This is a genomic window from Fodinicurvata sp. EGI_FJ10296, assembly GCF_040712075.1.
Classification (GTDB): Bacteria; Pseudomonadota; Alphaproteobacteria; order DSM-16000; family Inquilinaceae; genus JBFCVL01.
In genome coordinates, this window is record NZ_JBFCVL010000006.1 from 285226 (window position 1) to 311863 (window position 26638).

The window sequence follows — 26638 nt, forward strand, 5'->3', positions numbered from 1 at the left end:
AAACGACGAAACAGGGGGAAGGTGCCATGTCCAGTCCGGTTCATCGCGTTACGCAGGATCATATCGATGCGGCCAACGCGGATCTCGCCGCACCGCTGGAGCGCGACTACAATCATCTGGGGGAGCAGCTTGCCCGACGCGGGGTCGCCATCGACCGGGTGCGCGAGCGTGTCGGCGCCTTTGCCGTCGCGCTGCCAACCTGGGGCGTGGGCACCGGCGGAACCCGCTTCGCACGCTTTCCCATGGACGGCGAACCACGCTCGGTGATCGAGAAGATCGCCGACTGTGGTACCATCCACCAGCTTGTGCGCGCGACGCCGGCCATTTCGCCGCATTTCCCGTGGGACCGCGTCAACGACACCGATGAACTGAAGCAGGCGGCGGCGGCCGAGGGGCTGGCTTTCGACGCCGTCAACTCCAACACGTTTCAGGATCAGCAAGGTCAGCCGCTGTCATACAAATTCGGCAGCCTGACCCATACCGACCCGGATGTGCGGGCGCAGGCGATCGAGCACAACATCGAATGCATCGAGACCGGCCGCGCGCTGGGATCCAGGGCGCTGACGGTATGGGTCGGGGACGGCACCAACTTCCCCGGCCAACAGCCGTTCATCGAGTCGCTGGAACGCTATCTCGACAGCATGGCAAAGGTCTACGCTGCCCTGCCGGACGACTGGCGGGTGTTTCTTGAACACAAGCACTATGAGCCGGCATTCTATTCCACCGTCATTGCCGACTGGGGCACGAATTATCTCTGCGCCCGGGAACTGGGGCCAAAGGCGCATTGCCTCGTCGACCTGGGGCACCATGCGCCGAACACCAATATCGAGATGATCGTGGCCCGGCTGATCCAGTTCGAAAAACTCGGCGGTTTTCATTTCAACGACAGCAAATACGGCGACGACGATCTGGACAGCGGCGCCATCGATCCGTTCCAGCTTTTCCTGGTGATGAACGAACTGGTCGATGCCGAGGATCAGGGCCGGTCGGGATTCGATCCGGCCTACATGCTCGACCAGTCGCACAATGTGACCGATCCGATCGAAAGCCTTATGGTGTCGGCGATGGAGGTCCAGCACGCCTATACCCGCGCGCTGCTGGTTGATCGTCCGGCCCTGCGCGCGGCCCAGCAGAACAACGACGCCTTGCTGGCGCACCGGATCCTGAAATCGGCCTATGAGACCAACGTCGCGCCGATCACGGCGACGCTGCGGCTGCGCAATGGCGCCGCGATCGACCCACTGGCCACCTATCGCCAGAGCGGCTATCGCAAGGCCAAGGCAGCGGAACGCCCCTCCACCGGCGGACCGTCGGCGGGAATTGTTTAGGGTGGGGCGGAGGTCGCCTGGTAGTGCCTTTGTGTTGAAGGTAAGCGGTGCATCGTGAACCCTTCGGTTCAGCCGCTGTCACCCCCGGTTTGCACCTACGCCCTGAAAGCATTAGGCTGGTCCATCGCTTTTCCTACAGTCGAGAAAGGCGTATGAAGCGACTATCCTGCGCGATTCCTTCGTCGATTTTTTGCATCTCGTTGAGTATTTCCTGAAGCGAGTGATTGTGCGAGTGTTCGATGTCATTTTCCGGAATAATGAGAGTAAGCAATTTAAGTGTTTCGGTAGGCCAACGCTGATGAATGCCACTTCTTCGAACGCGCCAAAGCACGTAATCCGTGCCCGGTCGCAAATATTCCTCTGCCCATCGCAGCGCATCCGGGAAGGCGTCACCTGTATTGATTAGGCATTGCACGAGGGCAATTGATGTTTTGGTTGTATTGCGCTCCTTGGCTTTCGGCCAGTAAACCTGTAGCCAAGGGAAGCAGACGGTGCTCCAGTTCTCCGCCTGCTCGGTCACGTTGGCGCCAAGACGCTTCTCAAAAAAATGGGCGACATCGACCAGCCCGTCCTCCGGCAAGTTGGCCATCACGGCCCGAATTTCGTCGGGCATGAAAATGGTGTGTTCATCGAGGCTGGCTGCCAGAAACAAGTAGATGAGTCTTGATCGCTGTTCTCCAAGTTCCGCGTATTTCCCGAGTGCAGTCGCGAAGTCGGCCTTAATCGCAGCAAGCAGATTCGGTCCGGCGCGAGCCGCCCAAGCGTATGCTGTCCACAAGTCCCGCGCCTCGTTGGAGGTTCCCCAGCGCATACACGGTAGCAGGGACTGGGTCGTCCAATCCGGCGCGATTGCAAAAAGGCTGTAGAGTTTCGCGGCTAGCATAACCCGACCCAAACGGCCGGCTGTTGACTTGGCAATAGAATCGAAGTAGTCGGAGACAGGCTCAGGCAGACCCCTACCCGCTTCTGGTTGGTATTTCCAAAGGCGGTCATACGCTGCATCAGCAAGGCGACCAGGGGCACTGTTTAGCGCTTGGGTAAGCGCATCGTCCCTGCCAACATCGCATCGATCGACGATCGAACTCCACGCTTTGTTCCAAAGATTGCGGACGGAGACTTCGTCTTCGACCGGAAGTGCTTCAGAAAGATCTTTGACAAACAAAGAAACGGCAGAGCTAATTTCGACATGAAAATCTTCCGGAGCTGTCAACAGAAGCGTTGAAAGGTACCGCAGTCGACTGGGGTGAAATTTTTTCTCTCGATGAAGGGCGTTCGTGCTCCATAACAAACGGCGCCAATACACTGCGGGCCAGTTGTCGTCATCCGCCAGCTTGCGGAGTGTGAAGAAAGCGCGGCTGGGCCAAATTCTGCAAATGCCCTCAAATTCATCTTCTGTTATTTTGTCATGCCGCACGTGGTTGATCAGTTCATCTAGAGGAGGCGAGTTTTGCCAATCGGGTCGGACATGATCGTGCGGCCCGATCCATTGAACGCTGCCACTCCAGGCAAGGAACTCGTCTCTATCGGACGGCTCGTCCGGCGGAGGTTGGTAAGCGTCAGCTATTATCTTGGCTTCGGCATCGAGTGCGGCACCTGAGGATGCAAGCTTGCCCAGGCGAATTCTGATTTCTCTTGCCCGCAGCTGTCCATTTTCGTCCTCCGTGTCCCTAGATGGAGGTCCAGCCTTAATTGTCTCTACAAGCTTACCAAGGTCGTCGGCGGGAAGCCGGTGACCGGCCTTTCGGAGGAAGACCATGACCTCGTGGTAGAGCTCATCGGACCACACACAGGGCGGGTCGCCAGCCAGTAAGAGCTTGGTTGCCGTCTGGATATCCGCTTTGGGGTCTTCCGCAAGGACATGAAGGGCGAGTCGGTGCAGCAATGGAATATCGCTCCCGACCCACATACGGATCAAGAGATCGGCGTACGTGGCGTTTTGCGTCGCGAGCGCGAAATATGCGTCCCGAGCCAAGTCGATTAGGAAAGTCCAATCATTCCTTTCCCGGTTCTGGTCATGTGATTCAATGGCGGGTCGGTAAAACTGCGGAAGTCGTAGACCAGAGTCATTATCCACCAATAACTTATCAGAAACAAGTAAATGTTCGCTAAGTACAAAGGCGTTTCCTGCTAGCAAATCTTCTCTAAATGGTAGTTGCTCCAGACGACGATATAGCTTACCATCCCCTGCAAGCATCTTGAAATGCGCGCATTCTTCCAGTGCGGTTATCGGTGCGGAAGTGTCTTCAAATAAATTTCTGAATTGCACATTTTCCGACGGTCCCGGGATTACAGCGGGGTGCGGTCGTAGGCTCTCGATAAATGCACGCCCCACGATCGCGCGCTCGGTATCGGATGCGGCGTTTCTGACCAGATCTGCCCACCAGAGGTCCTCGCCGTGATCGACGGGACTGTTTTGTATTAGGATGGTCCAAAAGAGGCGTAGTCGCTCCGGAATTTCAGGAACCCCATTTTCATTGCGGTCCTTTACAGAAAGGCGGCGACGAACCTCGTCTCGGAAGTCGGGGTGGAGGTATCCACCTTTGCGTGCTGCCCAGCCAAGGACCTGAGGGACGTGAAGGTGCTTAGCAAGCCAAACGACCAGTCGTGTCGAGATATCGTCCAAGTGGTTGGTGGCGTGCTGCGTGAAGGCGTGACCGACGATCGGTGTACGATGCGCAGTTCCATTGGCAGGTGTATCTCCCGGACGTGACATGAGTCCGGCTTCATCGAAAACGTTGAGCCATCCAGCCAAAATAGGGTAGGCGTCTTCGTCAGTAATCGCTGGGGCTTCGGCGAGTGCTTTCGATGTGGGCTTATCCGCGAGAGCCCAGGTTACTCGCTTTGCGATTGGGTCATCAGCGTTGGCCGGTAGCTTGCCTAGCTCGTCGAAAACAATCTGACGACGGGATTTGATCGGGTCCCGGCCGATGTCGGCCCATTTGGTGAGCGTGTCGCTAAGTTTTCCAAAGCCGTCTTCCGCACTGAAAAGGATTGGCCTGACGTTCTTGCCTTGCCAGGAAAGTTCCGCTTGCTTGCGACCACTGGCACCATCTCTGAAATCCGCGAAAGCATAAGCTTCTTGGAAGCGCGCACCCCGGCTGCGTTCCGCCGCGAGTGCATCGACCATATATGACATAACAGGGTCGTTAAGACTGTAACCCACAAACACGATGGTGAATTCGCGGAACAACTCGGTGATGAACCGGGAAGCCCACCGTTCCGTCAGGTAGGCACGCCCGAAATCCGCCGCAGTCATCACAAGATCTTGGCTTTTAGGGTCATCCGCCTTGATGCGACCATGGAGATGCACAAGTGAGCCCCAGCCGTGTGGCTTGGGCAGGGGCAGTCGCGGAGCGCTGTCGATCGTGAGATTTGAACTGGCGAGTTCAAAACGGTTGTCAAAATTGGTTGTAACAAGCCGAATGCCATGGTCATCACTACGTGACAGGCTGAGAAGGGCCTCATGGGTAACCAGCGAGTTCTCTGGAGGCTCCGTTGAAAGGATTTCGATCGCCTCTCGGCGAAGCCTGCCCGGATTGAGGCGATCTTCGAGAAGTCCGAGAACTTTGTCGTATTGACCGTTTCCGCATAGTGTCTTCTCCAGATCGGTTGGAGTCTCCGAGGTGCGATCGTAAATTTCAGATACAAGACCAGAAAACATTGGCAAACCGGTTGGAGCGGAAATACCGGACCCACAGAAAAAGACGACGTTGCCGTCGTCTCGACGGTTCATCAGTTCGACCGGGATATCCGGTCCATCCTGTATCAGCTCGGGCATTCAAAAAACCTTTTCGGGAACAGGTGAATTAGACAATTGCAACCATCAACCTTCATTCAGCGCATCTCAATGCCTTCAGACTTGTGTCCCTAAACCCCGCGTCGTTCGATGGGCGATTGGTCCGTTTGCGTGTTTGCCAGCCAATACCGCGTATGTCGCCGCTCGCCGGTGCGTGTAAGTGCGCCCTTGTCCACCAGGTCCTGTAGATCGCGGGTGGTGGTAGCGCGCGACGCACCAGTAATGCGAATGTAATTCTCCGCGCTCAAGCCGCCCTTGAAACCTTCGACGCCTTCGCGGAACATGCGGGCGAGCGCTTTTTTCTGGCGCGGATTCAGCTTGCCGCGCAGCCGGTCATAGAGGCGGGCCTTGGCAATGTAGAACTCGATGCGCGTGAGCGTGTTGGCTTGTGCTTCCAGAATCGTCTCGGCGAAGTAAACCAGCCAATTCGTGATTTCATTGCTCTTGTTTGAGCGTTCCAGAATCTCGTAGTAGGTTTTGCGGTTGCGCTCGATCGTGTAGGCTAGGGCGATCAGGGTCGGCTGGCCAAGATTTTGCGCCAGGGCCTTTTCCGACAAGGCACGGCCGATACGACCATTGCCGTCCTCGAAAGGATGGATGCTTTCAAAGTACAGGTGCGCAATGCCACTGCGTAACAGGGCGGGGCGCGGACTTTTTCCATCCGGCGCGCTGCCGTTGAACCATTCGATGAAGGCATCCATTTCGGCGCGGATCTGGTTCGATGGTGGCGCCTCGAAATGGACCTTCTCGCGGCCGATCGGGCCTGACACAACTTGCATCGGGTCGTCGTGTTCGCGGTACCCGCCGACGATCTGAATATCGCGGTGGCCGGCCATCACCATTTTGTGCCAGGAAAACAGACCGTAGTGCGTGAGACTGTCGCCGTAGGTTCGGTAAAGTGTGACCATCATCTCCGCGATGCCGCGCTCTTCCGGGAGTATGCGCCGTGTTTCGGAATCAAGTCCCATTTGCTGACGCAGCGACGATTGAACACTGTCGCGATTGAGAATTTCGCCTTCTATCTCGGAGGTTTTCAGCGCCTCGTCGCTGATGAGTTCGATGCGGAGCGTGTCACGATCGTTTGGATTCACATGATGAAAGGCACCGAACAACTCGCCGGCCCGGAGCAGGAATGTCTCCTCCAGCGATGCCAGTGCCGCGCTATCGTAGCGGAATTCCGGCCAATCAGTTTGTTGCCAGTTCCAAACCATGAGCTATAGCCTCTCCTCCTATAACTCAATAATTCCGCATATCATGAGTTATAGCAAGAAGCTCTATGCATCACCGACTGTATGGTGGAGAAATGGCCACCGGAAAATCGGGAGCAGGATCTCGGTGCGGCTATTGCTGGGCCTGTGCGGCGGCCCACGGCCGGGATCGTCTGAAACCCCGGCCGATACGGTATGCAAACAGGATGGCACTATGCCGCTGGTGTCGGTTCTCCGAAGACGCGCTTCATGATCGTGTCCACATGTTTCATGTGGAAGTCGAGATTGAACAGCTTTTCGATCGCTTCCGGCTCGATGATGGCGGAGATCGCCTCGTCCTTCAGCAGCAGATCCAGGAACTTGCCTTCGCCCCGCCAGACCGGCATGGCGTTGCGCTGCACGGCCATATAGGCGTCCTCGCGGCTCATGCCTGCCTGGGTCAGCGCCAGCAATACCCGCTGCGAGAACACCAGACCACCCAGCCGGTCGAGATTGGCCTTCATGGTCTCGGGATAGACGACCAGATTGCGGATGACGCCGGTAAGCCGCGCGAGCGCGAAATCCAGCGCGATGGTCGCATCCGGCCCGAACACCCGTTCGACCGACGAATGGCTGATATCGCGCTCGTGCCACAGCGTGACGTTTTCCATCGCCGGGACCACGGCGGCCCGCACGACCCGCGCGATTCCGGTCAGGTTCTCGGTCAGCACGGGGTTGCGCTTGTGCGGCATGGCCGACGAGCCCTTTTGTCCCGCCGAGAAATACTCCTCGACCTCCAGCACTTCGGAACGCTGAAGGTGGCGGATCTCGGTCGACAGGTTCTCGATCGACGAAGCGATGACGCCCAGCACGGCGAAAAAGGCCGCATGCCGGTCGCGGGGAATGACCTGGGTGGAAATCGGCTCGACGCTCAGCCCCATTTTCTCCGCCACATGGGCTTCGACATGGGGGTCGATGTTGGCGAAGGTGCCCACGGCGCCCGAAATGGCGCAGGTGGCGATGTCGGCTCGCGCCGCCGCCAGCCGCTCGCGGTTGCGGGCGAACGCGGCATAGTGGCCGGCCAGCTTCAGGCCGAATGTCGTCGGCTCGGCATGGATGCCGTGGCTGCGGCCGATGGTGGCCGTGTACCGGTGCTCGACCGCCCGATCCTTGAGGGCCGCCAGCAACTGGTCGAGATCGGCCAGCAGCAGGTCGGCGGCCTGCGTCATCTGGACGGCGAGCGTCGTGTCGAGCACGTCGGACGATGTCATGCCCTGATGGACGAAACGGGCGTCGTCGCCGACATGTTCGGCCAGATTGGTCAGGAAGGCGATGACGTCGTGCTTGGTCTCGCGCTCGATCTCGTCGATGCGATCGATCTCCCACTTGCCGTATTTCCAGACAGTCTGGGCTGCCGATTTCGGAATGACGCCCAACTCAGCCTGGGCGTCGCAGGCATGGGCCTCGATCTCGAACCAGATGCGGAACTTGTTTTCCGGCTCCCAGATGCGGGTCATTTCGGGGCGGCTATAGCGGGGGATCATCGATCAACTCCTGTCGGTACCGGGCCTGTGCCTCGCTGATACACGATCCGCCGCGCCGGATTAACTTATTTTCGCGTGATCCGCGGCCGGTCGGGGCGATCGCGTCGCGCAGCCGACCCGAGATCGGGCATGATTTCAAACGCTGCCTGGTCGGCCGGTATCAGGTCTTGTCGCAGCAGTGCCAGTTCGCCCCGGTGCGGAAACCGGATGGAACCGCTGATCAGGCAATGCGAAGTCAGCATCGACGGCAGGAATTCGGCGACGAACCGGGCCGAATGGTATTCCATGAAGATGAGCGGAATAGAGGCAAGAATACCACCGGGCAGATTGGCGAGATGCCATTCCGCACCCTCTATGTCCGCTTTCAAAAGGTCGATCCGGCCATAGGTCGAGAGGACATCATCAAGAAACTCGCGCGCCCCGAACGACCGAACCTCGACGCTTCTGGCGTCGTCGGCCATGGCGCCGGCAAAGATGGAATTCATGACGCTGTCGTTGCGGCCGACATTCAGGCGCACCGATCCAGTGGTGTCCGAAATCGCGATGTTGCGCAGGTCCGCGTCGGCAAAGTCCGACAGGTTGCTCTGCAAGAACCCGAAACACGCCGGATCCGGTTCAACGGAGATCAGCCGCGCGTCGGGGCGCCAGACTTTGCAGGCAAGGCTGAACGCGCCGATATTCGCGCCGAGATCGACACAGACCGGACTGTCGGCAAGGTGATCCAGTGCCGACAGCGCATAGGACTTTCCGCCCAGCACCTCGGATATGATCTTGGAATTGTATTTCGTTATGCCCTTCATCGCCCATCCTGCCCTTGACCTTACCTGTCTGCAATCAGCCGAGAAGCCACCGGAAGTATCGGATCGTCTCCTGCAATCCGTCGTGCAGGCCGACCGTCGGTTGCCAGTTCATCGTCTCGGTCGCTTGCGCTATGTCGGGCTTGCGCTGCAGCGGATCGTCGGCCGGAAGGTCGCGGAAGTCGATGCGGCTGCGCGAATCCGTCAGCTCGATGATCGTTTCGGCCAGATCGCGCACCGTGATTTCATGCGGATTGCCGACGTTCAACGGACCGACATGGGCGTCCTGATCCATGAAGGCGAGCATGCCCTTGATCATGTCGTCGACATAGCAGAAGGACCGGGTCTGGGATCCGTCGCCGTAAATGGTGATGTCTTCGTTGTTGAGCGCCTGGATGATGAAATTGCTGACAACCCGCCCGTCGCGGGGATGCATGCGCGGCCCATAAGTGTTGAATATCCGCATCACGCGAATGTCGACGTTGTGCTGGCGGTGGTAGTCGAAAAACAGGGTTTCGGCGCAGCGCTTCCCCTCGTCGTAGCAGGCCCTGGGGCCAATCGGATTGACATGGCCCCAATAGGTTTCCGGTTGCGGATGAATCTGCGGATCGCCGTACACCTCGCTGGTGGAGGCTTGCAGAATGCGGGCCTTTCGGCGCTTGGCGAGGCCGAGCATGTTGATCGCCCCGAGCACGGAAGTCTTGACCGTTGCCACGGGATCGTTCTGGTAATGGATCGGGCTGGCCGGGCAGGCGAGATTGAATATCCGATCGACTTCGATGAACAGCGGTAGCCAGATATCGTGACGCATCAACTCGAAACGCCTGCTGTCGATGGCGCCGCTCAGGTTGTCCTTGCTGCCCGTATAGAAGTTGTCGACGGCGACCACATCGTTGCCACGTGCAATCAGCGCGTCGCAGAGGTGCGAGCCGAGAAACCCCGCACCGCCGGTGACGAGAATGCTTCCGTTCATCGGCCTTCCCCGTCGTTGCGCGCCCGATAGGCGTCCCAGGCCGATGTCATGAGTGTCTCGAACTTGCGGGCGAAGTTGCGCCCGTCGAACAGCGGCGAGGCCAGAACGCGCTGCCGCAAGCCGCGTTTAAGGTCGATCAGCCCGGCCGCGTCCGTCGCGAATGCCGCCGCCTTGGCGACATAGTCGTCGTCGTCTTCGGCGACCCAATCGCCGAGGCCGACATTGCTGACGATCGAACCGCCCATCCGGGCCAGGAACCGGTCGCCGCGCTTGGTCAGCACGGGTACGCCCATCCATAGCGCCTCGGCGCTGGTGGTGCCGCCGCCATAGGGAAACGGGTCCAGCGCGATATCGACCTTGTTATAGGCGTCAAGCAGTGCCTCCCGGGGGCTGGGGCCTTCCAGGATCAGGCGGTCGAGGTCGATGCCTTCGGCTGCAAAGCGCTGAGTGATGCGTTCTCGGTGATCCTGCCGGTTCAGCAGCATCGTCTTGAGCATCAGGCGCGAGCCGGGCGTCGCCTTCAGGACCCTGGCCCAAAGGGCAAGGACGTTATCAGTCACCTTGTTCAGATTGTTGAACGACCCAAAGGTGACCATGCCGTTCTCGCTCACCGGCGCTGGCCTGACCGGAACGTCGCAGTCGGGTTCGGAGAAGCAGAGGTAGGAGTCTGGAAAACGCAGGACAGCTTCGGAGAATTCGGCTTCACAGTCGTCCGGGACGACATACGGATCGGCCAGAATGTAGTCGACTTCGCTTACGCCGGTCGAGGCATAGTAGCCGAGCCATGTCATCTGGACCGGTGCCGGCTTGTGGACGAGGGCACTGAGGCGCGTATATTTCGTATAACCCGCGAGATCGATCAGAATGTGGAGCCTGTCGTCGGCGATTTCCTGCGCAACCTTGCGGTCCAGCTTGTTGTTGATGTTGCGGAAGGCGGCTGAATTCTCGACGAAGAAGTCCGACAGGTCGTCGTATTCGACGGCATTGTGATAGATGAAGAACGCGAACCGCTCTCGGTCATATTCCGTGAACAGTTGCTTGAGGAAGTAACCGACCGGATGACGCCGGAAGTCGCCGCCGATAAAGCCGATCCGCAGTTTGGCCGCGTCATCCGCAGGATTCGCCAATACGTCCGGGCGGTAAATGTCGTGGAGATCGCTAAAACGCCGCGCCGCCCGCAGATAGTCGGCGGCGTCATAGTCGTCGGCGCGCGCCGCGAGCGAAACCAGCAGGGCTTGTGCTGTTATGGATGCCGGCTCGATCGCGATGACCGATTCGGCGGCAGCCTTCGCGTCGTCTATCCGTCCAAGACCGATAAGCGAATCGGCCATGACGGAGTGGGCCTTGACGTATTTCGGCTCACGTTCGATCAGTTCGGAGGAAATGGTGAAGGATGCGTCGAAGAGATTGTTCTTGTTATAGACATTACAGATATTGACCGAGCCTTCTTTCATGCCCGGATCCAACGCCAGTGCCTGATTGTACATGTCGATCGCGTTGGAGTCGCGGCCCAGAAAGCGCAGGCTGTTGCCGATATTCACGAATGTATACGGATCGCTCTTGTTCAATTTCAGGGCGGCCATCAGCACATCCAGCGCCTCGGAAAACTGCCCGAGACGGTTGAGGGCCGCGCCATAGTTGGACAGCGCCGGCGCCAGATCGGGCCGGACCGATAGCGCCCGCCTGAGGACGAGCGCGGCATTGTCGAAATCGTCAAGCTTGATCAGCGCCATGCCGAGATTGTTGAGCGCCAGGGGATTTTCCGGCTCGATCGCGGTGGCCTGCTGGCCAAACGATCTGGCGGCTTCGAATTGGTCGAGGTGATAGCTGGCAAGGCTGAGATTGATCAGTGTCGACGGATTGTCCGGGGCGAGGGCGTTCGCCCTGTCGAGCGCCCGTTTCGCCTCAGCCCATTGCCTGGTGTCGATCAGGACACGGCCGAGATTTCGCCAGCCGGCGGGCTCCTTCTTGTTCTTTGCGACGAATGACCGGGCCTTTTTCAGGGCTTCATCGAGTTGCCCGGCCTCCTGCAATGCCTGGACTTCGGCCAGTTGCCGATGGGCCTTCAGACCCTTTTTTTCGTATCTGGGTTCGCGCGTCGGCACGGTTGAGACCGTATGATCGTGAACTGAGCTGCGAAGCATGGAACCGTCCCAGGAATGGCCAACCAATCAACTCGATGATGTTAAACGCCGAACGTAAACAATGAGTTTAGGAGAGGGCTGGACTCAGGTCCGGGTGGGCGCGTTGGTTAAAAAAAGGCCGCCCCGAGTATATCGGGACGGCCCGGATAGCGACCAGCCGAAGTGGAAGCTGGATGCGGAGATTAACGGAACAGCGACAGGATGTTCTGAGGCTGGCTGTTAGCGATCGACAGGGCCTGCGTGGAGAGCTGCTGCTGCACCTGCAGAGCCTGAAGCCGGGCGGATTCTTCCGCCATGTCGGCATCGACCAGAGCGCCGACGCCGGCGTCGAGGGCATCGGTCAGGTTGGTAACGAAGTCCTGCTGGAGTTCCAAACGCTGTTGGACCGAACCGAATTCGGCAGCAGCGCCGGTAGCGGTTTGCAACGCGCTTTCGACCCGACCCAGAAGCGTCTGGAAGTCGTCGCCCGTGCCAGTCTTGAACGTGACGTTCGACAACGTCGTGTCCTGGTCAGCTACGATTCTCAGCAGGCCGCTGCTGTCCGCCGAAGCCGCGGTGCCGGTGAGGCCGGTTACGGAGTCGATGGCGTCAATGACATCGGTCATATTCGACGCAGCGGCTTCGAATACGCCGGAGTCTTCCTGGAAGGTGCTGGCGGTGCCGGCGCTATCTATGGAAATCCGGTAATCGTTGCCGTTTGCCGAGAACCGGACGACGGAGCCGTCGTCGGGGGCTTCACCGGTCCGCAGCAGGGCGCCGGTTTCATCAGCGGCGAGGGCAAGGTTCTGGTAGTCGAAGCTTGCACCGCCTGTGAACGACGCCGGCGTCGAAAGGTTGGATACTTCCAGCGCCGCCGCGTCTTCAACCACGATGCGGCCGTTCTGGACCGACGCGGAGTCGACCGAACCACCAAGCGCGGATGCCAGACCCTGAAGCACATCTTCTGCAGTGTCGCCGGCTGCCACTGTATACGTCGTGGCCGTACCGCCGATACTGATTTCCAGATCGCCGGCAGATGATCCGTCGAGCCCGCCGAGATCGATGACGACCCGTTCGTCCTGAGCTTCGCTTGACGGGGCGCGGTCGACGATTTCCGCACCGCGGCTGTCGGCGACACGCATATTGTCGAGCATGCCCAGACCGCCATTAATGCGAAGGTCGGAGCGATTGGCGTTGATGTAGCTGGCCGACACATTTTCCCCGGCCCGGTCGATCGAGGACAGCAGACGCTCGGTGCCGGAATCCGTCAACAGATTGACGCCGTTGAACTGGGCGCCGCCGACGATGCTCTCGATCTGGCTGATGCGCTGGTCGATGTCCGCCTGAACCTTGTCGTTGCTGACGGCGGGGTTCTCGGCGTCGGTGATCAGGGTGCGGATTTCCTTGATCACGTCGGAAACCTGTTCGGCGGACGAACGGGCGACCGAAACCGTGCTCTGGGAAACCGAAAGGCCTTCGCCAATTGATTTGAAGCTGGCGATGTCAGCGCGCATGGTCTGAGCAACCGAGAACGCCGAGGCGTTGTCTTTGGCGTTGCCGACCTTGAGGCCGGTGGAGATACGTTCCTGGACCTGACCAATATTCTTGCCGACGGAGCGCAGATTCTGAAGGGCTGCCTGTGCGCCGACATTGGTGAGAATGGAATTCGACATTTTTTGGCCTCGCATGTTTTCGCGATGAAGGGGGGTTCATTCTGAACCCCGTCCCGCGGCCGCTCGGCGACCGGGTGACCGCACGAAAATATTCCCTAGGAACCTAACAATTCGTAAACGAAGGTATAGAAATCGAAGGGTAGGTTTGGGGCTGCGACACTGGTCGGGCTCATGCGGGGCCAGACCCCGGGTCTGCGCAGCAGCATTTTATGCTGCAGCGCGCACGGGGATTGGATGTTGATAAGGGCGTGGGCACGCGTTGCCACCCTGACCAATTCCCGGGCGCGTAGCGACCCGGGATCTCGCACAGCAACTTCTAACGGGCGAAGCGCGAGCCGGGCTTCTGCGGATCGCGACCCCGGGTCTGCGCAGCAGCATTATATGCTGCAGCGCACACGGGGATTGGATATCAGTAGGGGTGTGGGCCGCGTTTCCACCGTCACCAATTCCCGGGCGTGGGCGCACGAGAGCAAATGCTCACGCTTTGCTGATCCGCCCGCATGCGCTATGTCTCGGCCGCCACCAAAGCAAGCAGTTCGATCGGGGATTCGGCATCATGACCACGCGCGCCCACAAGTCAGTCGATCCGCAGTTGCGCCGGCGCCTCGACACGGCGGCGCGGGCGGCGTGGCTTTATTATATCGGCAGCCGGACGCAGGACGACATCGCCTCGGAACTGGGCGTCTCGCGCCAGAATGTTCAGCGGCTTATCGCGCTGGCCCTGTCCGAGCGGCTGATCAAGTTCCGCCTGGATCACGAACTGGGCCCGTGCTTCGAGCTTGCCGAGCGGCTGCGCGAGCGGTTCGACCTGAAGATCAGTGAGGTCGTGCCGACCGACAGCGCCAGCGACGGCAACAGGCTGGGCGTCGGCATCGCCGCCGCGCAGCTGCTGGAAGGGTTGCTGTCGCAGAAGGACGGCATCACCGTCGGGATCGGCACCGGGCGGACGCTGCGCGAGGCGGTCCGCCAGGTGCAGACGGTGTCGCGGCCGCAACACAAGATCGTCTCGCTGGTCGGAAATATCGCCCGCGATGGCCGGGCGAGCCCGTACGAGGTGCTGATGCGGCTGGCCGACCGTATCGAGGCGCCGTGCTTTCTGCTGCCCATGCCCGTGGTCACCGACACGGCGGCGGAACGCGAGATGCTTCAAAAGCAGCGCAGTTTCTCGATGATCAGCAGTTTGCTGGAGGAAGCCGAGATCCACATCATGGGGATCAGCCATCTGGCGGTCGACTCGCCGCTGGTTGTCGACGGCTTCATAGGCGAGGCGGAACTCAACGAAATGGTCGCCCTCGGCGGTGTCGGAGAAATGCGGGGCTGGACCTTCGACGCTGACGGCCGGGTGCTCGATGGCGGCTATCACGACCGGCTGACATCCGTGCCGCTGATGGTGAAACCGCGCAATGCGTCCGTCGTCGTCGGGGCCGGGCAGCCCAAGGTCGCGCCGATCCGGGCCGCATTGGGCGGGCGGCTCGCCAACGGCCTGATCACGGACGAGGCGACGGCCCGCGCCATTCTGCAGTCAGAGTGATCAGCCGAATTTCAACGCTCAGGCCAGTATCCGCTCCGGCGTGATCGGGAACTCGCGGATGCGCTTGCCCGTTGCGTGGTAGACCGCGTTTGCGATCGCCGGCGCCACGCCGCAGATCGCGACTTCGGCCAATCCCTTGGCGCCAAGGGGGTTGAAGGTCCGGTCGTCGCTGGGCACGAAAGTCACGTCCAGTTCCCGAATATCGGCCGAGACCGGCACCAGATACTCCGCCAGATTGGCGTTCATGACCCGGCCAAAGCGCGGGTCCCACTCCGCTTCTTCCAGCAGAGCCATTCCCAAGCCGCCGACCAGTCCACCGATGCATTGGCTGTGCGCGATCTTCGGATTGATGACGCGCCCGACGTCATAGGCACCGACCATCCGTGGCACGCGGATAGTGCCGAGGTCGGGATCGACCAGAACTTCGGCAAAAACGGCGCCGAACGCTGAACTGGCATGGGTCTCGGCTTCTTTTCCGGGGCTGGCCTGTTCGGTCGCGTCCAGAGATTCCATATTGTTGCGGCGCAGTATCTCGGCATAGGTGAGCGTAGCCCCGTCTCCATCAGGGCCGGGTTCGGTCTTGCGGCCCAGATCGGCCAGGCGATTCTTCAGCGCCCGGCAGGCGGCGGCGACGCCGTTGCCGACGCTGGCCATGGTGATCGAGCCGCCATGCACCGGGGCGTTCGGAAAATCGGTGTCGCCGAGTTCGAAGCGAACCTGCTCGATCGGGAGGTCGAGCGACTCTGCTGCGATCTGCGTCATCGACGTATAGGTACCCGGTCCCATATCCGACGCGGCGCTGCGGATGACGGCCGTGCCATTGGCATAGATGGTCGCCGAGGCCGAGGCTGGTGACCGCTGGGCATGATAAATCGCCGTTGCCATGCCCCAGCCGACCCTGAGACGGCCCTGGCGCATCGACCCCGGGTCGGACCTGCGCTTTGCCCAGCCGAAACGCGCGGCGGCGGTTTCATAGCAGGCGCGCAATTCGTTGCTCGACCAGGGCAGGTCCTTTTTCTGATCAAACTCGGCCATATTGCGCAGGCGCAGCGCCAACGGGTCCATGCCCAGTGTGACGGCGAGTTCGTCCATTGCCGATTCCAGCGCGAGCAAGCCGGTGATGACGCCCGGCGCCCGCATCGGGCAGGGCGTGTTGGTGTTCATCTCCACCAGCTCATAGCCGGTGCGGACATTGGCGCAGGCATAGGTGTTCTGCGGCGGTTCCAATGTCGGCTCGGTGTAATCCTCGTAGGTCGAAGTCTGGCCCCATGCCTCGTGGACGATGCCGGTCAGGCGCCCGTCACGGTCGGCGCCGAGGGCGACCCGCTGTTCCGTGTGCGGCCGAAAGCCAGTCGAGGTGTAGAGCTCGCGCCGGCTCAACTCGACCCGGACGGGCCGGCCGGCGGCGCGAGCGGCCAGAGCGGCAACGGTGACATGCGGCCAGACTCGCAATGCCGATCCGAAGGCCCCTCCGACATAGGGCGACACGACGTGGATCTTCGCCTCGTCGATGCCGAAGACATGGGCGATCGCCGCGCGGGCATTCATCACCCACTGCGTCTTGTCGTAGAGCGTCAGGTTCTCGCCCTCCCAGGCGGCGATGGTCGCATGGGGTTCGATCGCGTTGTGATGTTCGCGCGCCTGAACGTAACGGGCATCGACCGATGCCGCCGCCGCCGCGATGGCGTCGTCCGCCTGCCCGCGCTCGGCGTTCGGCTTGTTCGGCTGGCGGCCGCGCTCGACATCGAATTGGTTTCGCGCCTCGGCGGCTTCATAGCGCACCCGCACGAGATCAGCCGCATGGGTCGCCCGCTCGGGTGTATCGGCGACGACCACGGCCACCGGCTGGCCGGAGAAGACGATGCCGTCGTCCTGGAAAACCCGCAATTCTCGACCGGTGGCGGGGTCTACCGGCGGTCGCGGGTCGCGCGCGCGATAGGGCAGGCGCGGCGCATTTCCGTGGTGAAGCACGGTGATGACACCGGGCGCCTGTTCCGCTTCTGCCGCGTCGATCTCTGCTATCCGCCCGGCAGCGACCGTGCTGGACACGATCGCGCCATAGGCGAGATTGGGCAGGTCGAATTCCGCGGCATAGCGCGCGGTGCCGGTGACTTTCGCCGGGCCGTCGACCCTGCTGACGGGGGTTCCGACGATCGTGCTCATGTCCGCTCTCCGACCACTGACAGCGCGCGCGCCACGATACCCTGCAGCATTGGCACCTTATAGGCATTGCGCCCGTGCGATTCTGCGCCGCCCGCTGCCAGCCCGCGGGCTTCGAAAATCGCCTCGGCGTCGAGGACGCGGTTGGCCAGTGCCGCTTCGACGTTACGCAGCCGCCACGGTTTCGTCGCCACGCCGCCGACCGCGATGCGCAGGTCCTGCACCCGCCCGTCGGGATCGACATCGATGGCGACCGCCGCCGAAGCCAGCGCCCACTCGAAGCTCGCCCGGTCGCGCACCTTGAAATAGCGAGAGCGCAGCTTTGTGGCGGAGGCCGGGATGACGATCGCGGTGATGATCTCGCCCGGGTCGAGGACGGTATCGACATGGGGTGTCTCGCCCGGCAGCCGGTAAAGGTCCTCGACCTTGATGCTGCGTTCGGTTCCGCTCGAAACCAGTATCTCGGCGTCCAGCGCGACCAGGGCGACCGCCAGATCGGACGGCTGAACGGCGATGCAGTGTTCGCTGCCACCGAAAATGGCGTGCATGCGGTTCTGCCCGTCGATCGCCGGGCAGCCGGTTCCGGGGTCGCGCTTGTTGCAGGGAACCGCCCGGTCGCGAAAATACGGGCAGCGGGTCCGTTGCAGCAGATTGCCGCCCATGGTCGCCATATTCCTGACCTGGGGCGAGGCGGTCTCGCCCAGCGCCTCGGCAACGACGGGAAGCTGGTCACGAACGGTCGGATCATCGGCGACATCAGCCAGCGTCGTCAGCGCGCCGATATGGATGCCGTCGATGCTGCTGGAAATGCCGCGTATCGGCAGATCGTTCAGGTCCAGCAGTTCATCGGCATCCTCGACGCGTTCCTGCAGCAACTGCAGCAAATCGGTGCCGCCGGCGATGCATCGCGCCCCGCGTCCGTCGCGAACGCGGCTGATCGCATCGGCGGCATCTGTGACGCGGGAATAGCTGAACGGGTTCATGTGCCACTCTCCCCGGCGGCTGCGCGCACCGCTGCCACGATGTTGGTATAGGCGCCGCAGCGGCAGAGATTGCCGCTCATGCCTTCGCGGATTTCGCTGTCCGAGCTTGCGCGTCCCTCGGCGATCAGGCCCGCCGCCGACATGATCTGCCCGGGTGTGCAATAGCCGCACTGAAAGGCGTCGTGCTCGACGAACGCGGCCTGGATACGGTCGAGACGACCCTCGGCCTGCCCCTCTATCGTCGTGACCGCGCGGCCGTCGTTCATGGCGCCCAGCGTCAGGCACGAGACGATTCGCCGCCCGTCGACCAGCACCGTGCAGGCGCCGCATTGGCCCAGGCCGCAGCCCTTCTTCGTGCCGGTCAGCTTCAGCCTGTCGCGCAACGCGTCCAGCAGCGTCGTGCGCGGGTCGACCCGGACGCGGCGCTGCTGACCATTCACTGACAGCGTGATCTCGATCTCTTTGTCGTCGTTCGTCATCGCCGGCTTGCTCCGCTTCGTTCCTGCCGGAACCGTCGCGGGGCGCATCTGTTCCACAGCGAGGCATGGACCCCGGGCGCGCCACCCGCTACCGTCGCTGGCGATTCTTCGAGACCAAACGGAAAGGCGCCGGATGAGCAGGGTCAAGGTTGCGATCGATATCGGCGGCACGTTCACCGATGCCGTACTTCGGGATGCCGGAACTGACGCCAGTGCCGCGAACAGCGACATTGTTGCCAAGGTGTTGACGACGCCGGCCGCGCCTGAGGACGGCTTTTTGCAGGCGCTCGACCGCGTTCTGGCGGCCGGTGGCCGGATGGCATCGGAAATCGGCGCCATCATCCACGGTACCACGCTGGCGACCAATGCGGTTCTGGAACGCCGGGGCGCGCGGGTCGCGCTGCTGGTGACCGAGGGTATGCGCGACGTGCTGTCGATCGGCATGGAGAGCCGCTTCGATCAGTACGACCTGATGATCCAGCGCACGCCGCATCTGGTGGCCGATGATGCCATCGTGCCTGTGCGCGAGCGTATGGCGGCCGACGGTGAGGCGCTGGTTGGGCTGACCGAGGCCGAGATCGAGCGCGTTGTTGCCCGGGTGCGGGAAATGGCGCCGGAGTCGATCGCCATCGGCTTTCTGCATGCCTATCGCGACGGCCGCCACGAACGGGCCCTGGCCGACGCACTGGCGGCCGCGCTGCCGGACATTCCCGTCAGCCTGTCGCACGAGGTCAGCCCCGAGGCGCGCGAATACGAACGGCTGTCGACGACGGTGGTCAATGCCTATGTAAGGCCGATGATGGACGGCTATCTGCGGCGCCTGGACGACACGTTGACCGCACGCGGGATGAGCGGATCGCTGTTGCTGGTGACCTCCAGCGGCGCGCTGACCGGCGTCGAGGACGCGCGGCACTTTCCCGTCCGGCTGATCGAAAGCGGCCCGGCAGGCGGCGCGGTGCTGGCGGCCGGGCTGGCGCGGGACGAGGGCGAGCCTGCGGTCATGAGCTTCGACATGGGCGGGACAACGGCCAAGCTGTGCCTGATCCGCGACGGCCAGCCGCTGCTCGGCCGCACTTTCGAGGTCGATCGCGCCGCCCGCTTCCTCAAGGGCAGCGGACTGCCGGTGCGGATTCCGGTGGTGGAACTGGTGGAAATCGGCGCCGGTGGCGGATCGATCGCGGCCATCGACAGTCTGGGCCGGCTGGCGGTCGGTCCCGAAAGCGCCGGGGCCGATCCCGGTCCGGCCTGCTATGGCCAGGGCGGTACACGCCCGACGGTGACCGATGCCGACAGCGTTCTCGGTAAACTGGGCCCGGGTCTTCTGGCGGGCGGTTCGCTGACCCTGGATACAGCGGCCGCGCGCCAGGCGGTCGAAACCGGCATCGGCGCCGCGCTGGGGCTGGATGCCGACGCCGCGGCGCGCGGTATCGAGACCATGGTCGACGAGTCGATGGTCAATGCCGCCCGCGCGCACGCCGCCGAACATGGCGAGTCGCTGGGCCGATTCACCATGGTCGCCTTTGGCGGGGCGGCGCCGCTGCATGCCGCGTCGCTGGCGGCCAAGCTGGGTATCGCGCGGGTGATCGTGCCGCGCGATGCCGGGGTCGGGTCGGCGGTGGGCTTTCTCGATGCCCCGGTTGCCTTCGACATCGTGGTGTCACGGCAGATGCTGCTGGACCGGCTGGACGGGGCGGCGGTCACCGCGCTCTATGACGACATGGCCGAGCGGGCCGGGGCGGTGGTGGCGCGCGGCGCCCCCGACCGACCGACACGGGCCAACCGCATCGCTTTCATGCGCTATCGCGGCCAGGGGCACGAGATCCCGGTCGATGTTCCCGACCGCGCGTTAATCGACGACGACGCGGCCTTGCTGGCCGAGCGGTTCCGCGATGCCTATACCGCATTGTTCGGCCGCGCATTGCCGCATGCCTCTGTCGAGGTGACGAGCTGGGGGCTGCGCGTCGAGGCCGAGGGCGCCGATCTCCTGCAGGAGACGGGCAAGCGGCGGGCAGAGCAATCCGACCGGACCGGGGCATCACCGGCTGCACTCGCCGACGGCGTCATCGCCCGTGCCGATCTGGCCGCCGGGCAATCGGTAGAAGGGCCAGCCGTCATCACCGAGGAAACGACGACCACTTTCGTGCCGGCGGGCGTCCGGGCCGAGCTCCTGCCGTCGGGCGCTCTGCTTCTGACCGCCAACCAGGGGGCAGCACAATGACCGATATTCTCACGCTTCAGACTTCGTGGAACCGGCTGCTGGCGGTGGTCGAGGAACAGGCGCGCACGCTGTTGCGCACGGCCTTCAGCCCGATCGTGCGCGAGGCGGGCGACCTGTCGGCCGGCGTTTTCGATCCCAAAGGCCGCATGCTGGCACAGGCGGTGACCGGCACGCCGGGGCATGTCAATTCCATGGCGGCGTCGGTCGGCCGGCATTTCACCCGCTTCCCGCCGGAGACCATGCGCGACGGCGATATCTTCATCACCAACGATCCGTGGGACGGCACCGGCCACAAGAACGATCTCGTGGTCACGACGCCGGTCTTTCGTGGCGGTAAGCTGGTGGCGCTGTTCAGTTGCACCAGTCACCTGACCGATCTCGGCGGGCTGGGCTTCGGGCCGGACGCCACGGACGTCTATGCCGAGGGGCTGGGACTGCCGATCATGAAGCTGGCGACTGGCGGCGAGATCAACGAGGCGATCCTGGATATCGTCGCCGCCAACTCGCGTCTTCCCGAAGACAGTGTCGGCGACGTGCATTCGCTGGTCGCCTGCAACGAGATCGGCGCCCGGCGCCTCAACGCCATGATGGACGAATTCGCGATCGCTGATCTGGATGCGCTGGGCGACTATATCCTGACGACGTCCCGGAACGGCGTGCTGAGCGCCATGGCAGACCTGCCGCGCGGATCGTGGTCGTACAGGATGCGCGTTGACGGCTATGATCATCCGATCGATCTGGCAGCAACGACGACGATCGAGAATGATCGGGTCTGTGTCGACTTTGCCGGCACGTCGCCGGAGGTCGGCCGGGGCATCAATGTGCCGCTGACCTACACCGCCGCTTATACCAGTTTCGGGCTGGCCTGCGCCCTGGCACCCCATGTTCCCAACAACGCCGGATCGCTGGCGGTTTATGAGACCCGGGCGCCGGAGGGCTCGATTCTCAACGCCCGACCGCCGGCGCCGGTTGCCCTGCGGCACGTCATTGGCCAGATGCTGCCCGATATGGTTTTCGGCTGCTTGCGCCAGGCCATACCCGGTCGTCTGCCGGCGGAGGGCACATCGTGCCTGTGGAACATCACGCTGCGCGGAGTTTCCGGCGATATGGCGTCAGCCGACGGCGAAAACTTCGCTCTGACGGTCACCTCCAACGGCGGCACCGGCGCCCGACCGGGCCTGGATGGGCTTTCCGCGACGGCGTTTCCGTCGGGCGTCAAGGGCAGTTCGGTGGAGATCATGGAAACGGTGGCGCCAATTGTCATCCGGCGCAAGGAACTGCGCCCCGGTTCCGGCGGTACCGGGTTGACGCGCGGCGGCGACGGCCAGTCGATTGAAATCGCACATCGGCACGGCCGGGCCATGACCTTGCTGGCAGCGTTCGATCGAATCGATTATCCAGCGCGCGGTGCTGACGGCGGCGCCGATGGCCTGCCGGGCAGTGTCGCTCTGGGGTCAGGTGCCCGCTTGCGCGGCAAGGGAACGCAGACGATTCCGGCCGGGGACAGCCTGGCCATTGAAACGCCCGGCGGCGGAGGGCTCGGCCGTAAGTCCGAGTAGTAATATCGTTGCCTGCCCACTCCGAAAGGGCGGCCGTTCGCCCGGCGTTTCATCATCATGCATAAAAATTAGTCGAGGATCGCCTATTTAGCATTCGGCGGGCCTGTTGCCATGCGCTGAGCGCATTGCCGCGGTGCAGCGTAAAGCCGAAGTTAGCCCTTCACGATGGCGGGTCGAGGTGTCATCTTTGGTGTGCGAACGATGATTTCTATTCGCACTTATGGAGAACGACATGACCAGCATCGCTATCAACACCATGACCCGCGGCAGCGCTTCGGTTCGCAGTTTCTTCGGCCGGATGGTCGACAGCATTCGCGAGGCCAATGAACAGCGCCGCGCCTACGATGCCGTGATGAGCGAATTGCAGCGTCTCGACGACAAGGAAATGCACGGTCTGGGCATCAGCCGCGCCGACTTCCACGACATCGCGTCGGGCAACTTCAAGCGTTCCGTACGGTAATACGCCAACCGGCGGCAAGACCCCGACGGACGCTAATGACACTTAAGGAATTTTCGATATGGCTTACGACAGTGTTACGCATGCCAATGCCGGCCCGCTGTCCATGCTTGGCCGGCTTGTGGCTGACCTCCGTGTTCGGTTCGACCGGTCGGCGCAGCGTCGACACGACTATCAGCGCATTATGGCCGAACTGAACCGCCTGGAAGATCGCGATCTGGCGGATCTGGGCATCAGCCGCGCCGATTTCCGCGACATCGCGGCAGGACGATACGGCCAGCCTTCGACGCGCTAACGCGCCGGCCGGCGACGCTTCGGCTCGGTGCTATTCCGCTTCCGGCATCGGCGTTGCCGTGGTCTCGCCCCCGGTTTCGCCCCCGGTTTCGCCCGTGGTCTCACTATGGCGAAAACGCCGCTTGCCGATCCGCTTGATGCGGAATCGCGACGTGCAGTTCGGATCGGGGCAGGCCACCACAGCGTCGGTGCTCATCCAGTCATTGGGGTCGGTTTCGCGCTGTTTGGCGGGCAATAGCGGCAACAGGGCTGCCAGCGTATAGATCGACCAGCTCTGCCCGGGCGGAAAGCGTAACTGCTCTCCCTCCAGCATGAAGTGATCGCCGGACCTGGCTTCGCAATAGCAGGCCGGCGGCGACCCGGCTTCCCATTCGACCTTCAGATCATAAAGCGTGAAGCTGTCGTCGTTCATCGACACTCTCGCCCATTCGAAACCGCGTCGATCGTGACGCTGCACCTTGTTGTCGGTACCGCGCTTTGTCGCCCGGGTGAAGCGGAAAATTATCCGGGCGACAGCGGGCGACCGAAGGCACGAAAACCATTGATCGGAAGGGCCGGGCGCGATATAAGCGCGCCATCAGGACGTCGGTGGCCCCAAAGCCACCATGCGTCGGAGTGTAGCTCAGCTTGGTAGAGCACTGTCTTCGGGAGGCAGGGGCCGGTGGTTCGAATCCACTCACTCCGACCACTTCTCTTTTCCCGCTCCTTTCCAGTTGCCCACCGATATATGCAATCTGATTGTCTTGTCCCGAGATGATTATATCCGCACCCTGATCGATTAGGGTAGCCTTCGGTCAGTGGAAACTGGTGAGCGTTAATAATAATGATATTGAGCAGAACAGTGTCTTTGGTCGTGACGACAATGGTCGTGGCGGCGTGCGCCGGTGGGGCAGGGTCTCAACAGTCTGGCCAGCAATCGACGGCAATCGAAACCCCTGCCGCTGGGACTCCGACATCGCCGCCGCAGCCGCCGGTTATGCAGACCGCCCCCAATCCGGCCTTTGACACATGGCTGGACAATTTTCGGCCCCGCGCCCGGGCCGAGGGTATTTCAGAGACCACGCTGAACGCTGCTTTCGATCAGGCCGGTTTTCTGCCCGACGTCGTGCAACGCGACCGAAATCAGGCTGAATTCACTTTGACGCTCGAAGGCTATCTGGGCAGTGCGGCGTCGGATAGTCGCGTCGAGAACGGCCGCGCGATGCTGGCGCGCTATCGCCCGGTGCTCGACTCGATCGAGGCCCGATACGGCGTTCCGCCCCATGTCGTCGTTGCCGTCTGGGGGATGGAAAGCAATTACGGCAGCAATCTCGGCACCGTACCGGTAATTTCCGCGCTGGCCACGCTGGCCTATGACGGAAGGCGCGGCGCGTTCTTCGAGCAGCAGCTGATTGCCGCGCTACGCATTCTACAGAACGGCGACACGACGCCCGACCGGATGACCGGCAGTTGGGCGGGGGCCATGGGGCATACGCAGTTCATCCCGACCACATACGAGGCCTATGCCGTCGACTTCACCGGCGACGGCCGGCGCGACATCTGGTCGGCGGCGGATCCGACCGACGCATTGGCCTCGGCGGCGGCCTATCTGTCCCGCTCAGGCTGGACGTCCGGCGAACCCTGGGGTCTGGAAGTGCAACTTCCGGCGGGTTTTAATCACAATCTGACCGGGCGCGATACGACCCGTAGCGCCGGGCAATGGGCCTCGATGGGCGTTCGCGATATGAACGGCAATCCGCCGCCGGGCTATGGGTCGGCGTCGATCCTGACGCTGGCCGGCTCGAACGGTCCCGCCTTTATGGTGTTCGATAATTTCGGGGCATTTCTGCGCTATAACAATTCCGAATTCTACGCCGTGGGCGTCGGCCATCTATCCGACCGGCTCAACGGTGGACCCCCGATCCAGGCCGCGTTCCCACCCGACGAATACGGGATGATGCGCGGCGATCGTCGAGACCTCCAACGACTTTTGACGGAAGCGGGCTTCGATACTCAGGGCGTTGACGGCGCGATCGGCCCCAACAGCGAAGCGGCGATCCGCGCTTATCAACGGTCTCAAGGCCTGCCAGTGACCGGCGAGCCGTCGCTTGAGCTGCTCGACCGGTTGCGCTGACTGTTTCGGTGCCGATGATACTGCCTTACGACCGGGCCGCGATCCCCCGTCCACGCGTGGCTCTGATCCAGGCCAGGGTGCGGGCGGTGGGGTCGTCGTTGCGCGTGATGTCGGTGACGACGGCGGCGATGTCGGCGCCGGCGTCGAATACCTGATCCAGGCGCTCCACCGACAGGCCGCCGATCGCAACCAGCGGGATATCCCCGATGCGCGATTTCCATTCGGTCAGCCGGGCCGGGGTCTGGGGCGCCCATTTCATCGATTTCAGGATCGTCGGCCAGACCGGGCCAAGGGCGATGTAGTCCGGCTCGGCCTTCAGCGCGGTCTCCAACTCGTCGTCATCATGGGTGCTGATGCCCAGCGACAGCCCGGCGTCCTGGATGGCACCCAGATCGGCCTCGGCCAGATCTTCCTGCCCCAGATGAACGTAATCGCAGCCTTCCTCGATCGCCAGTCGCCAGTGGTCGTTGACGATCAACTGGCAGCCGTGGCTGGCGCAGATATCGCGCGCGCGGCGGATCTCGCGCCGCAGGAAATCCTCATTGTCGCTCTTGGTCCGCAACTGGATCATCCTGACGCCCAACGGTACCAGCCGTTCAACCCAGGCGGCGGTGTCGACGATCAGGTAGAACGGATCGAGGGGACGTTTCGACTTCACAGGATGGCCCTTCCGAATACAGGGGTGGAGGCAGCGGCCATGTCGCGCGGTTCCATCGCGCCGGCCTCGAAACCCGTGCGCCCGGCTTCGATCGCAAGGGCGAACGCTTCAGCCATGCGCACCGGATCCTCGGCCTTGGCGACGGCAGTATTCAGCAGCACGCCGTCATAGCCCAGTTCCATGGCGGCGACGGCGTGGGACGGCCGGCCGATACCGGCGTCGATGATCAATGTCGTGTCCGGGAAGTGCGCGCGCATCGACCGCAGGCCGTGGACGTTGTTCAGGCCCTGTGCCGAGCCGATCGGCGCCCCCCACGGCATCAGAACGCGGCAGCCGGCATCCATCAGCCGTTCCGCTGCGACCAGATCCTCCGTCGTATATGGCAGAACCTCGAAACCTTCGTCGGTCAGGATGCGCGCGGCCTCGACCAGCCCGAAGAGATCGGGCTGCAGGGTATCGGTCTCGCCGATCACTTCCAGCTTGATCAGCGGCGTGTCGAACACCTCGCGCGCCATCTGGGCGGTCGTCACGGCCTCCTTCACCGAATGGCACCCGGCGGTGTTGGGCAGCACCTGTACGCCCAACGAGCGGATCAGCGACCAGAACTCCTGCCCCGCCCGCTGCCCCGCCGCTTCGCGCCGCAACGAGACCGTGACCATTTCCGTGCGCGACGCCCTGACTGCGGATTGCAGCACAGTGGGCGAGGGGTACTGCGCCGTCCCGAGCAGAAAGCGCGAGCCGAGGGTGCGGCCGTAAACATCCATC

20 protein-coding genes and 1 tRNA gene are annotated in these 26638 nt (G+C 62.3%); 8 read left to right on the plus strand and 13 right to left on the minus strand.

The window, feature by feature from the left end:
- Nucleotides 1-26 precede the first annotated feature (26 nt).
- A complete protein-coding gene (gene rhaI, locus ABZ728_RS14990) occupies nucleotides 27-1328 on the plus strand; it encodes an L-rhamnose catabolism isomerase (RefSeq protein ID WP_366657024.1) in 1302 nt (433 codons plus the stop codon).
- A 133-nt stretch (nucleotides 1329-1461) separates the two neighbouring features.
- On the opposite strand, the gene ABZ728_RS14995 is transcribed toward rhaI, so the two are convergent.
- From ABZ728_RS14995 to ABZ728_RS15025, 7 genes are all read right to left on the minus strand, one after another.
- A complete protein-coding gene (locus ABZ728_RS14995) occupies nucleotides 1462-5106 on the minus strand; it encodes an SIR2 family protein (protein WP_366657026.1) in 3645 nt (1214 codons plus the stop codon).
- An 89-nt stretch (nucleotides 5107-5195) separates the two neighbouring features.
- A complete protein-coding gene (locus ABZ728_RS15000) occupies nucleotides 5196-6335 on the minus strand; it encodes a Fic family protein (protein ID WP_366657027.1) in 1140 nt (379 codons plus the stop codon).
- A 209-nt stretch (nucleotides 6336-6544) separates the two neighbouring features.
- Nucleotides 6545-7855, minus strand: a complete 1311-nt coding sequence (purB, locus tag ABZ728_RS15005; RefSeq protein WP_366657028.1) for an adenylosuccinate lyase — start codon at nucleotides 7853-7855, stop codon at nucleotides 6545-6547.
- A 65-nt stretch (nucleotides 7856-7920) separates the two neighbouring features.
- Nucleotides 7921-8655: an FkbM family methyltransferase gene (locus ABZ728_RS15010; RefSeq protein ID WP_366657029.1), complete on the minus strand. Its 735-nt coding sequence runs from the start codon at nucleotides 8653-8655 to the stop codon at nucleotides 7921-7923.
- 34 nt (nucleotides 8656-8689) lie between these two features.
- On the minus strand, nucleotides 8690-9625 hold the full coding sequence (locus tag ABZ728_RS15015) for a UDP-glucuronic acid decarboxylase family protein (protein ID WP_366657030.1): 936 nt from the start codon (nucleotides 9623-9625) through the stop codon (nucleotides 8690-8692).
- The gene (locus ABZ728_RS15020) at nucleotides 9622-11769 is read right to left on the minus strand and encodes a tetratricopeptide repeat protein (protein ID WP_366657031.1); all 2148 of its coding nucleotides are present in this window, start codon (nucleotides 11767-11769) and stop codon (nucleotides 9622-9624) included. The genes ABZ728_RS15015 and ABZ728_RS15020 overlap by 4 nt, the downstream gene beginning before the upstream one ends.
- 182 nt (nucleotides 11770-11951) lie before the next feature.
- Nucleotides 11952-13421: a flagellin gene (locus tag ABZ728_RS15025; protein WP_366657032.1), complete on the minus strand. Its 1470-nt coding sequence runs from the start codon at nucleotides 13419-13421 to the stop codon at nucleotides 11952-11954.
- A 556-nt stretch (nucleotides 13422-13977) separates the two neighbouring features.
- Between ABZ728_RS15025 and ABZ728_RS15030 the strand changes: the two genes are divergently transcribed.
- Nucleotides 13978-14952 (plus strand): sugar-binding transcriptional regulator, encoded by a 975-nt coding sequence (locus ABZ728_RS15030; protein WP_366657033.1) that lies wholly within the window; start codon nucleotides 13978-13980, stop codon nucleotides 14950-14952.
- An 18-nt stretch (nucleotides 14953-14970) separates the two neighbouring features.
- Here the strand turns inward: ABZ728_RS15030 and ABZ728_RS15035 are convergent, their stop codons facing one another.
- The 3 genes from ABZ728_RS15035 to ABZ728_RS15045 are packed head-to-tail and all read right to left on the minus strand — an operon-like array spanning nucleotide 14971 to nucleotide 18574.
- The gene (locus ABZ728_RS15035) at nucleotides 14971-17115 is read right to left on the minus strand and encodes a xanthine dehydrogenase family protein molybdopterin-binding subunit (protein WP_366657035.1); all 2145 of its coding nucleotides are present in this window, start codon (nucleotides 17113-17115) and stop codon (nucleotides 14971-14973) included.
- On the minus strand, nucleotides 17112-18095 hold the full coding sequence (locus ABZ728_RS15040; protein WP_366657036.1) for a xanthine dehydrogenase family protein subunit M: 984 nt from the start codon (nucleotides 18093-18095) through the stop codon (nucleotides 17112-17114). Before ABZ728_RS15040 ends, ABZ728_RS15035 begins: the two co-directional genes overlap by 4 nt.
- On the minus strand, nucleotides 18092-18574 hold the full coding sequence (locus tag ABZ728_RS15045) for a (2Fe-2S)-binding protein (protein WP_366657037.1): 483 nt from the start codon (nucleotides 18572-18574) through the stop codon (nucleotides 18092-18094). Before ABZ728_RS15045 ends, ABZ728_RS15040 begins: the two co-directional genes overlap by 4 nt.
- Nucleotides 18575-18707: 133 nt before the next feature.
- On the opposite strand from ABZ728_RS15045, the gene ABZ728_RS15050 reads away from it, so the two are divergent.
- From ABZ728_RS15050 to ABZ728_RS15065, 4 genes are all read left to right on the plus strand, one after another.
- A complete protein-coding gene (locus ABZ728_RS15050) occupies nucleotides 18708-20792 on the plus strand; it encodes a hydantoinase/oxoprolinase family protein (RefSeq protein ID WP_366657038.1) in 2085 nt (694 codons plus the stop codon).
- Complete coding sequence (locus ABZ728_RS15055) at nucleotides 20789-22351, plus strand: hydantoinase B/oxoprolinase family protein (RefSeq protein ID WP_366657039.1); 1563 nt, start codon at nucleotides 20789-20791, stop codon at nucleotides 22349-22351. The genes ABZ728_RS15050 and ABZ728_RS15055 overlap by 4 nt, the downstream gene beginning before the upstream one ends.
- Nucleotides 22352-22583: 232 nt before the next feature.
- Nucleotides 22584-22811, plus strand: coding sequence for a hypothetical protein (locus ABZ728_RS15060; protein ID WP_366657040.1), 228 nt, complete (start codon nucleotides 22584-22586; stop codon nucleotides 22809-22811).
- A gap of 58 nt (nucleotides 22812-22869) precedes the next feature.
- Nucleotides 22870-23103, plus strand: a complete 234-nt coding sequence (locus ABZ728_RS15065) for a DUF1127 domain-containing protein (RefSeq protein WP_366657041.1) — start codon at nucleotides 22870-22872, stop codon at nucleotides 23101-23103.
- Nucleotides 23104-23133: 30 nt separating this feature from the next.
- On the opposite strand, the gene ABZ728_RS15070 is transcribed toward ABZ728_RS15065, so the two are convergent.
- Nucleotides 23134-23514, minus strand: coding sequence for a TIGR04076 family protein (locus tag ABZ728_RS15070; RefSeq protein ID WP_366657042.1), 381 nt, complete (start codon nucleotides 23512-23514; stop codon nucleotides 23134-23136).
- Between the two features lie 199 nt (nucleotides 23515-23713).
- Between ABZ728_RS15070 and ABZ728_RS15075 the strand changes: the two genes are divergently transcribed.
- Nucleotides 23714-23790, plus strand: a tRNA-Pro gene (locus ABZ728_RS15075).
- A gap of 288 nt (nucleotides 23791-24078) precedes the next feature.
- Nucleotides 24079-25215, plus strand: a complete 1137-nt coding sequence (locus tag ABZ728_RS15080) for a lytic murein transglycosylase (RefSeq protein WP_366657043.1) — start codon at nucleotides 24079-24081, stop codon at nucleotides 25213-25215.
- 25 nt (nucleotides 25216-25240) lie between these two features.
- Here ABZ728_RS15080 and ABZ728_RS15085 read toward each other — a convergent pair whose 3' ends face one another.
- Both ABZ728_RS15085 and ABZ728_RS15090 read right to left on the minus strand, forming a co-directional pair.
- The gene (locus ABZ728_RS15085) at nucleotides 25241-25873 is read right to left on the minus strand and encodes a thiamine phosphate synthase (protein ID WP_366657045.1); all 633 of its coding nucleotides are present in this window, start codon (nucleotides 25871-25873) and stop codon (nucleotides 25241-25243) included.
- Entirely contained in the window at nucleotides 25870-26637 is a 768-nt protein-coding gene (locus ABZ728_RS15090) for a thiazole synthase (RefSeq protein WP_366657046.1), read from the minus strand. Before ABZ728_RS15090 ends, ABZ728_RS15085 begins: the two co-directional genes overlap by 4 nt.
- Nucleotide 26638: the final 1 nt, after the last annotated feature.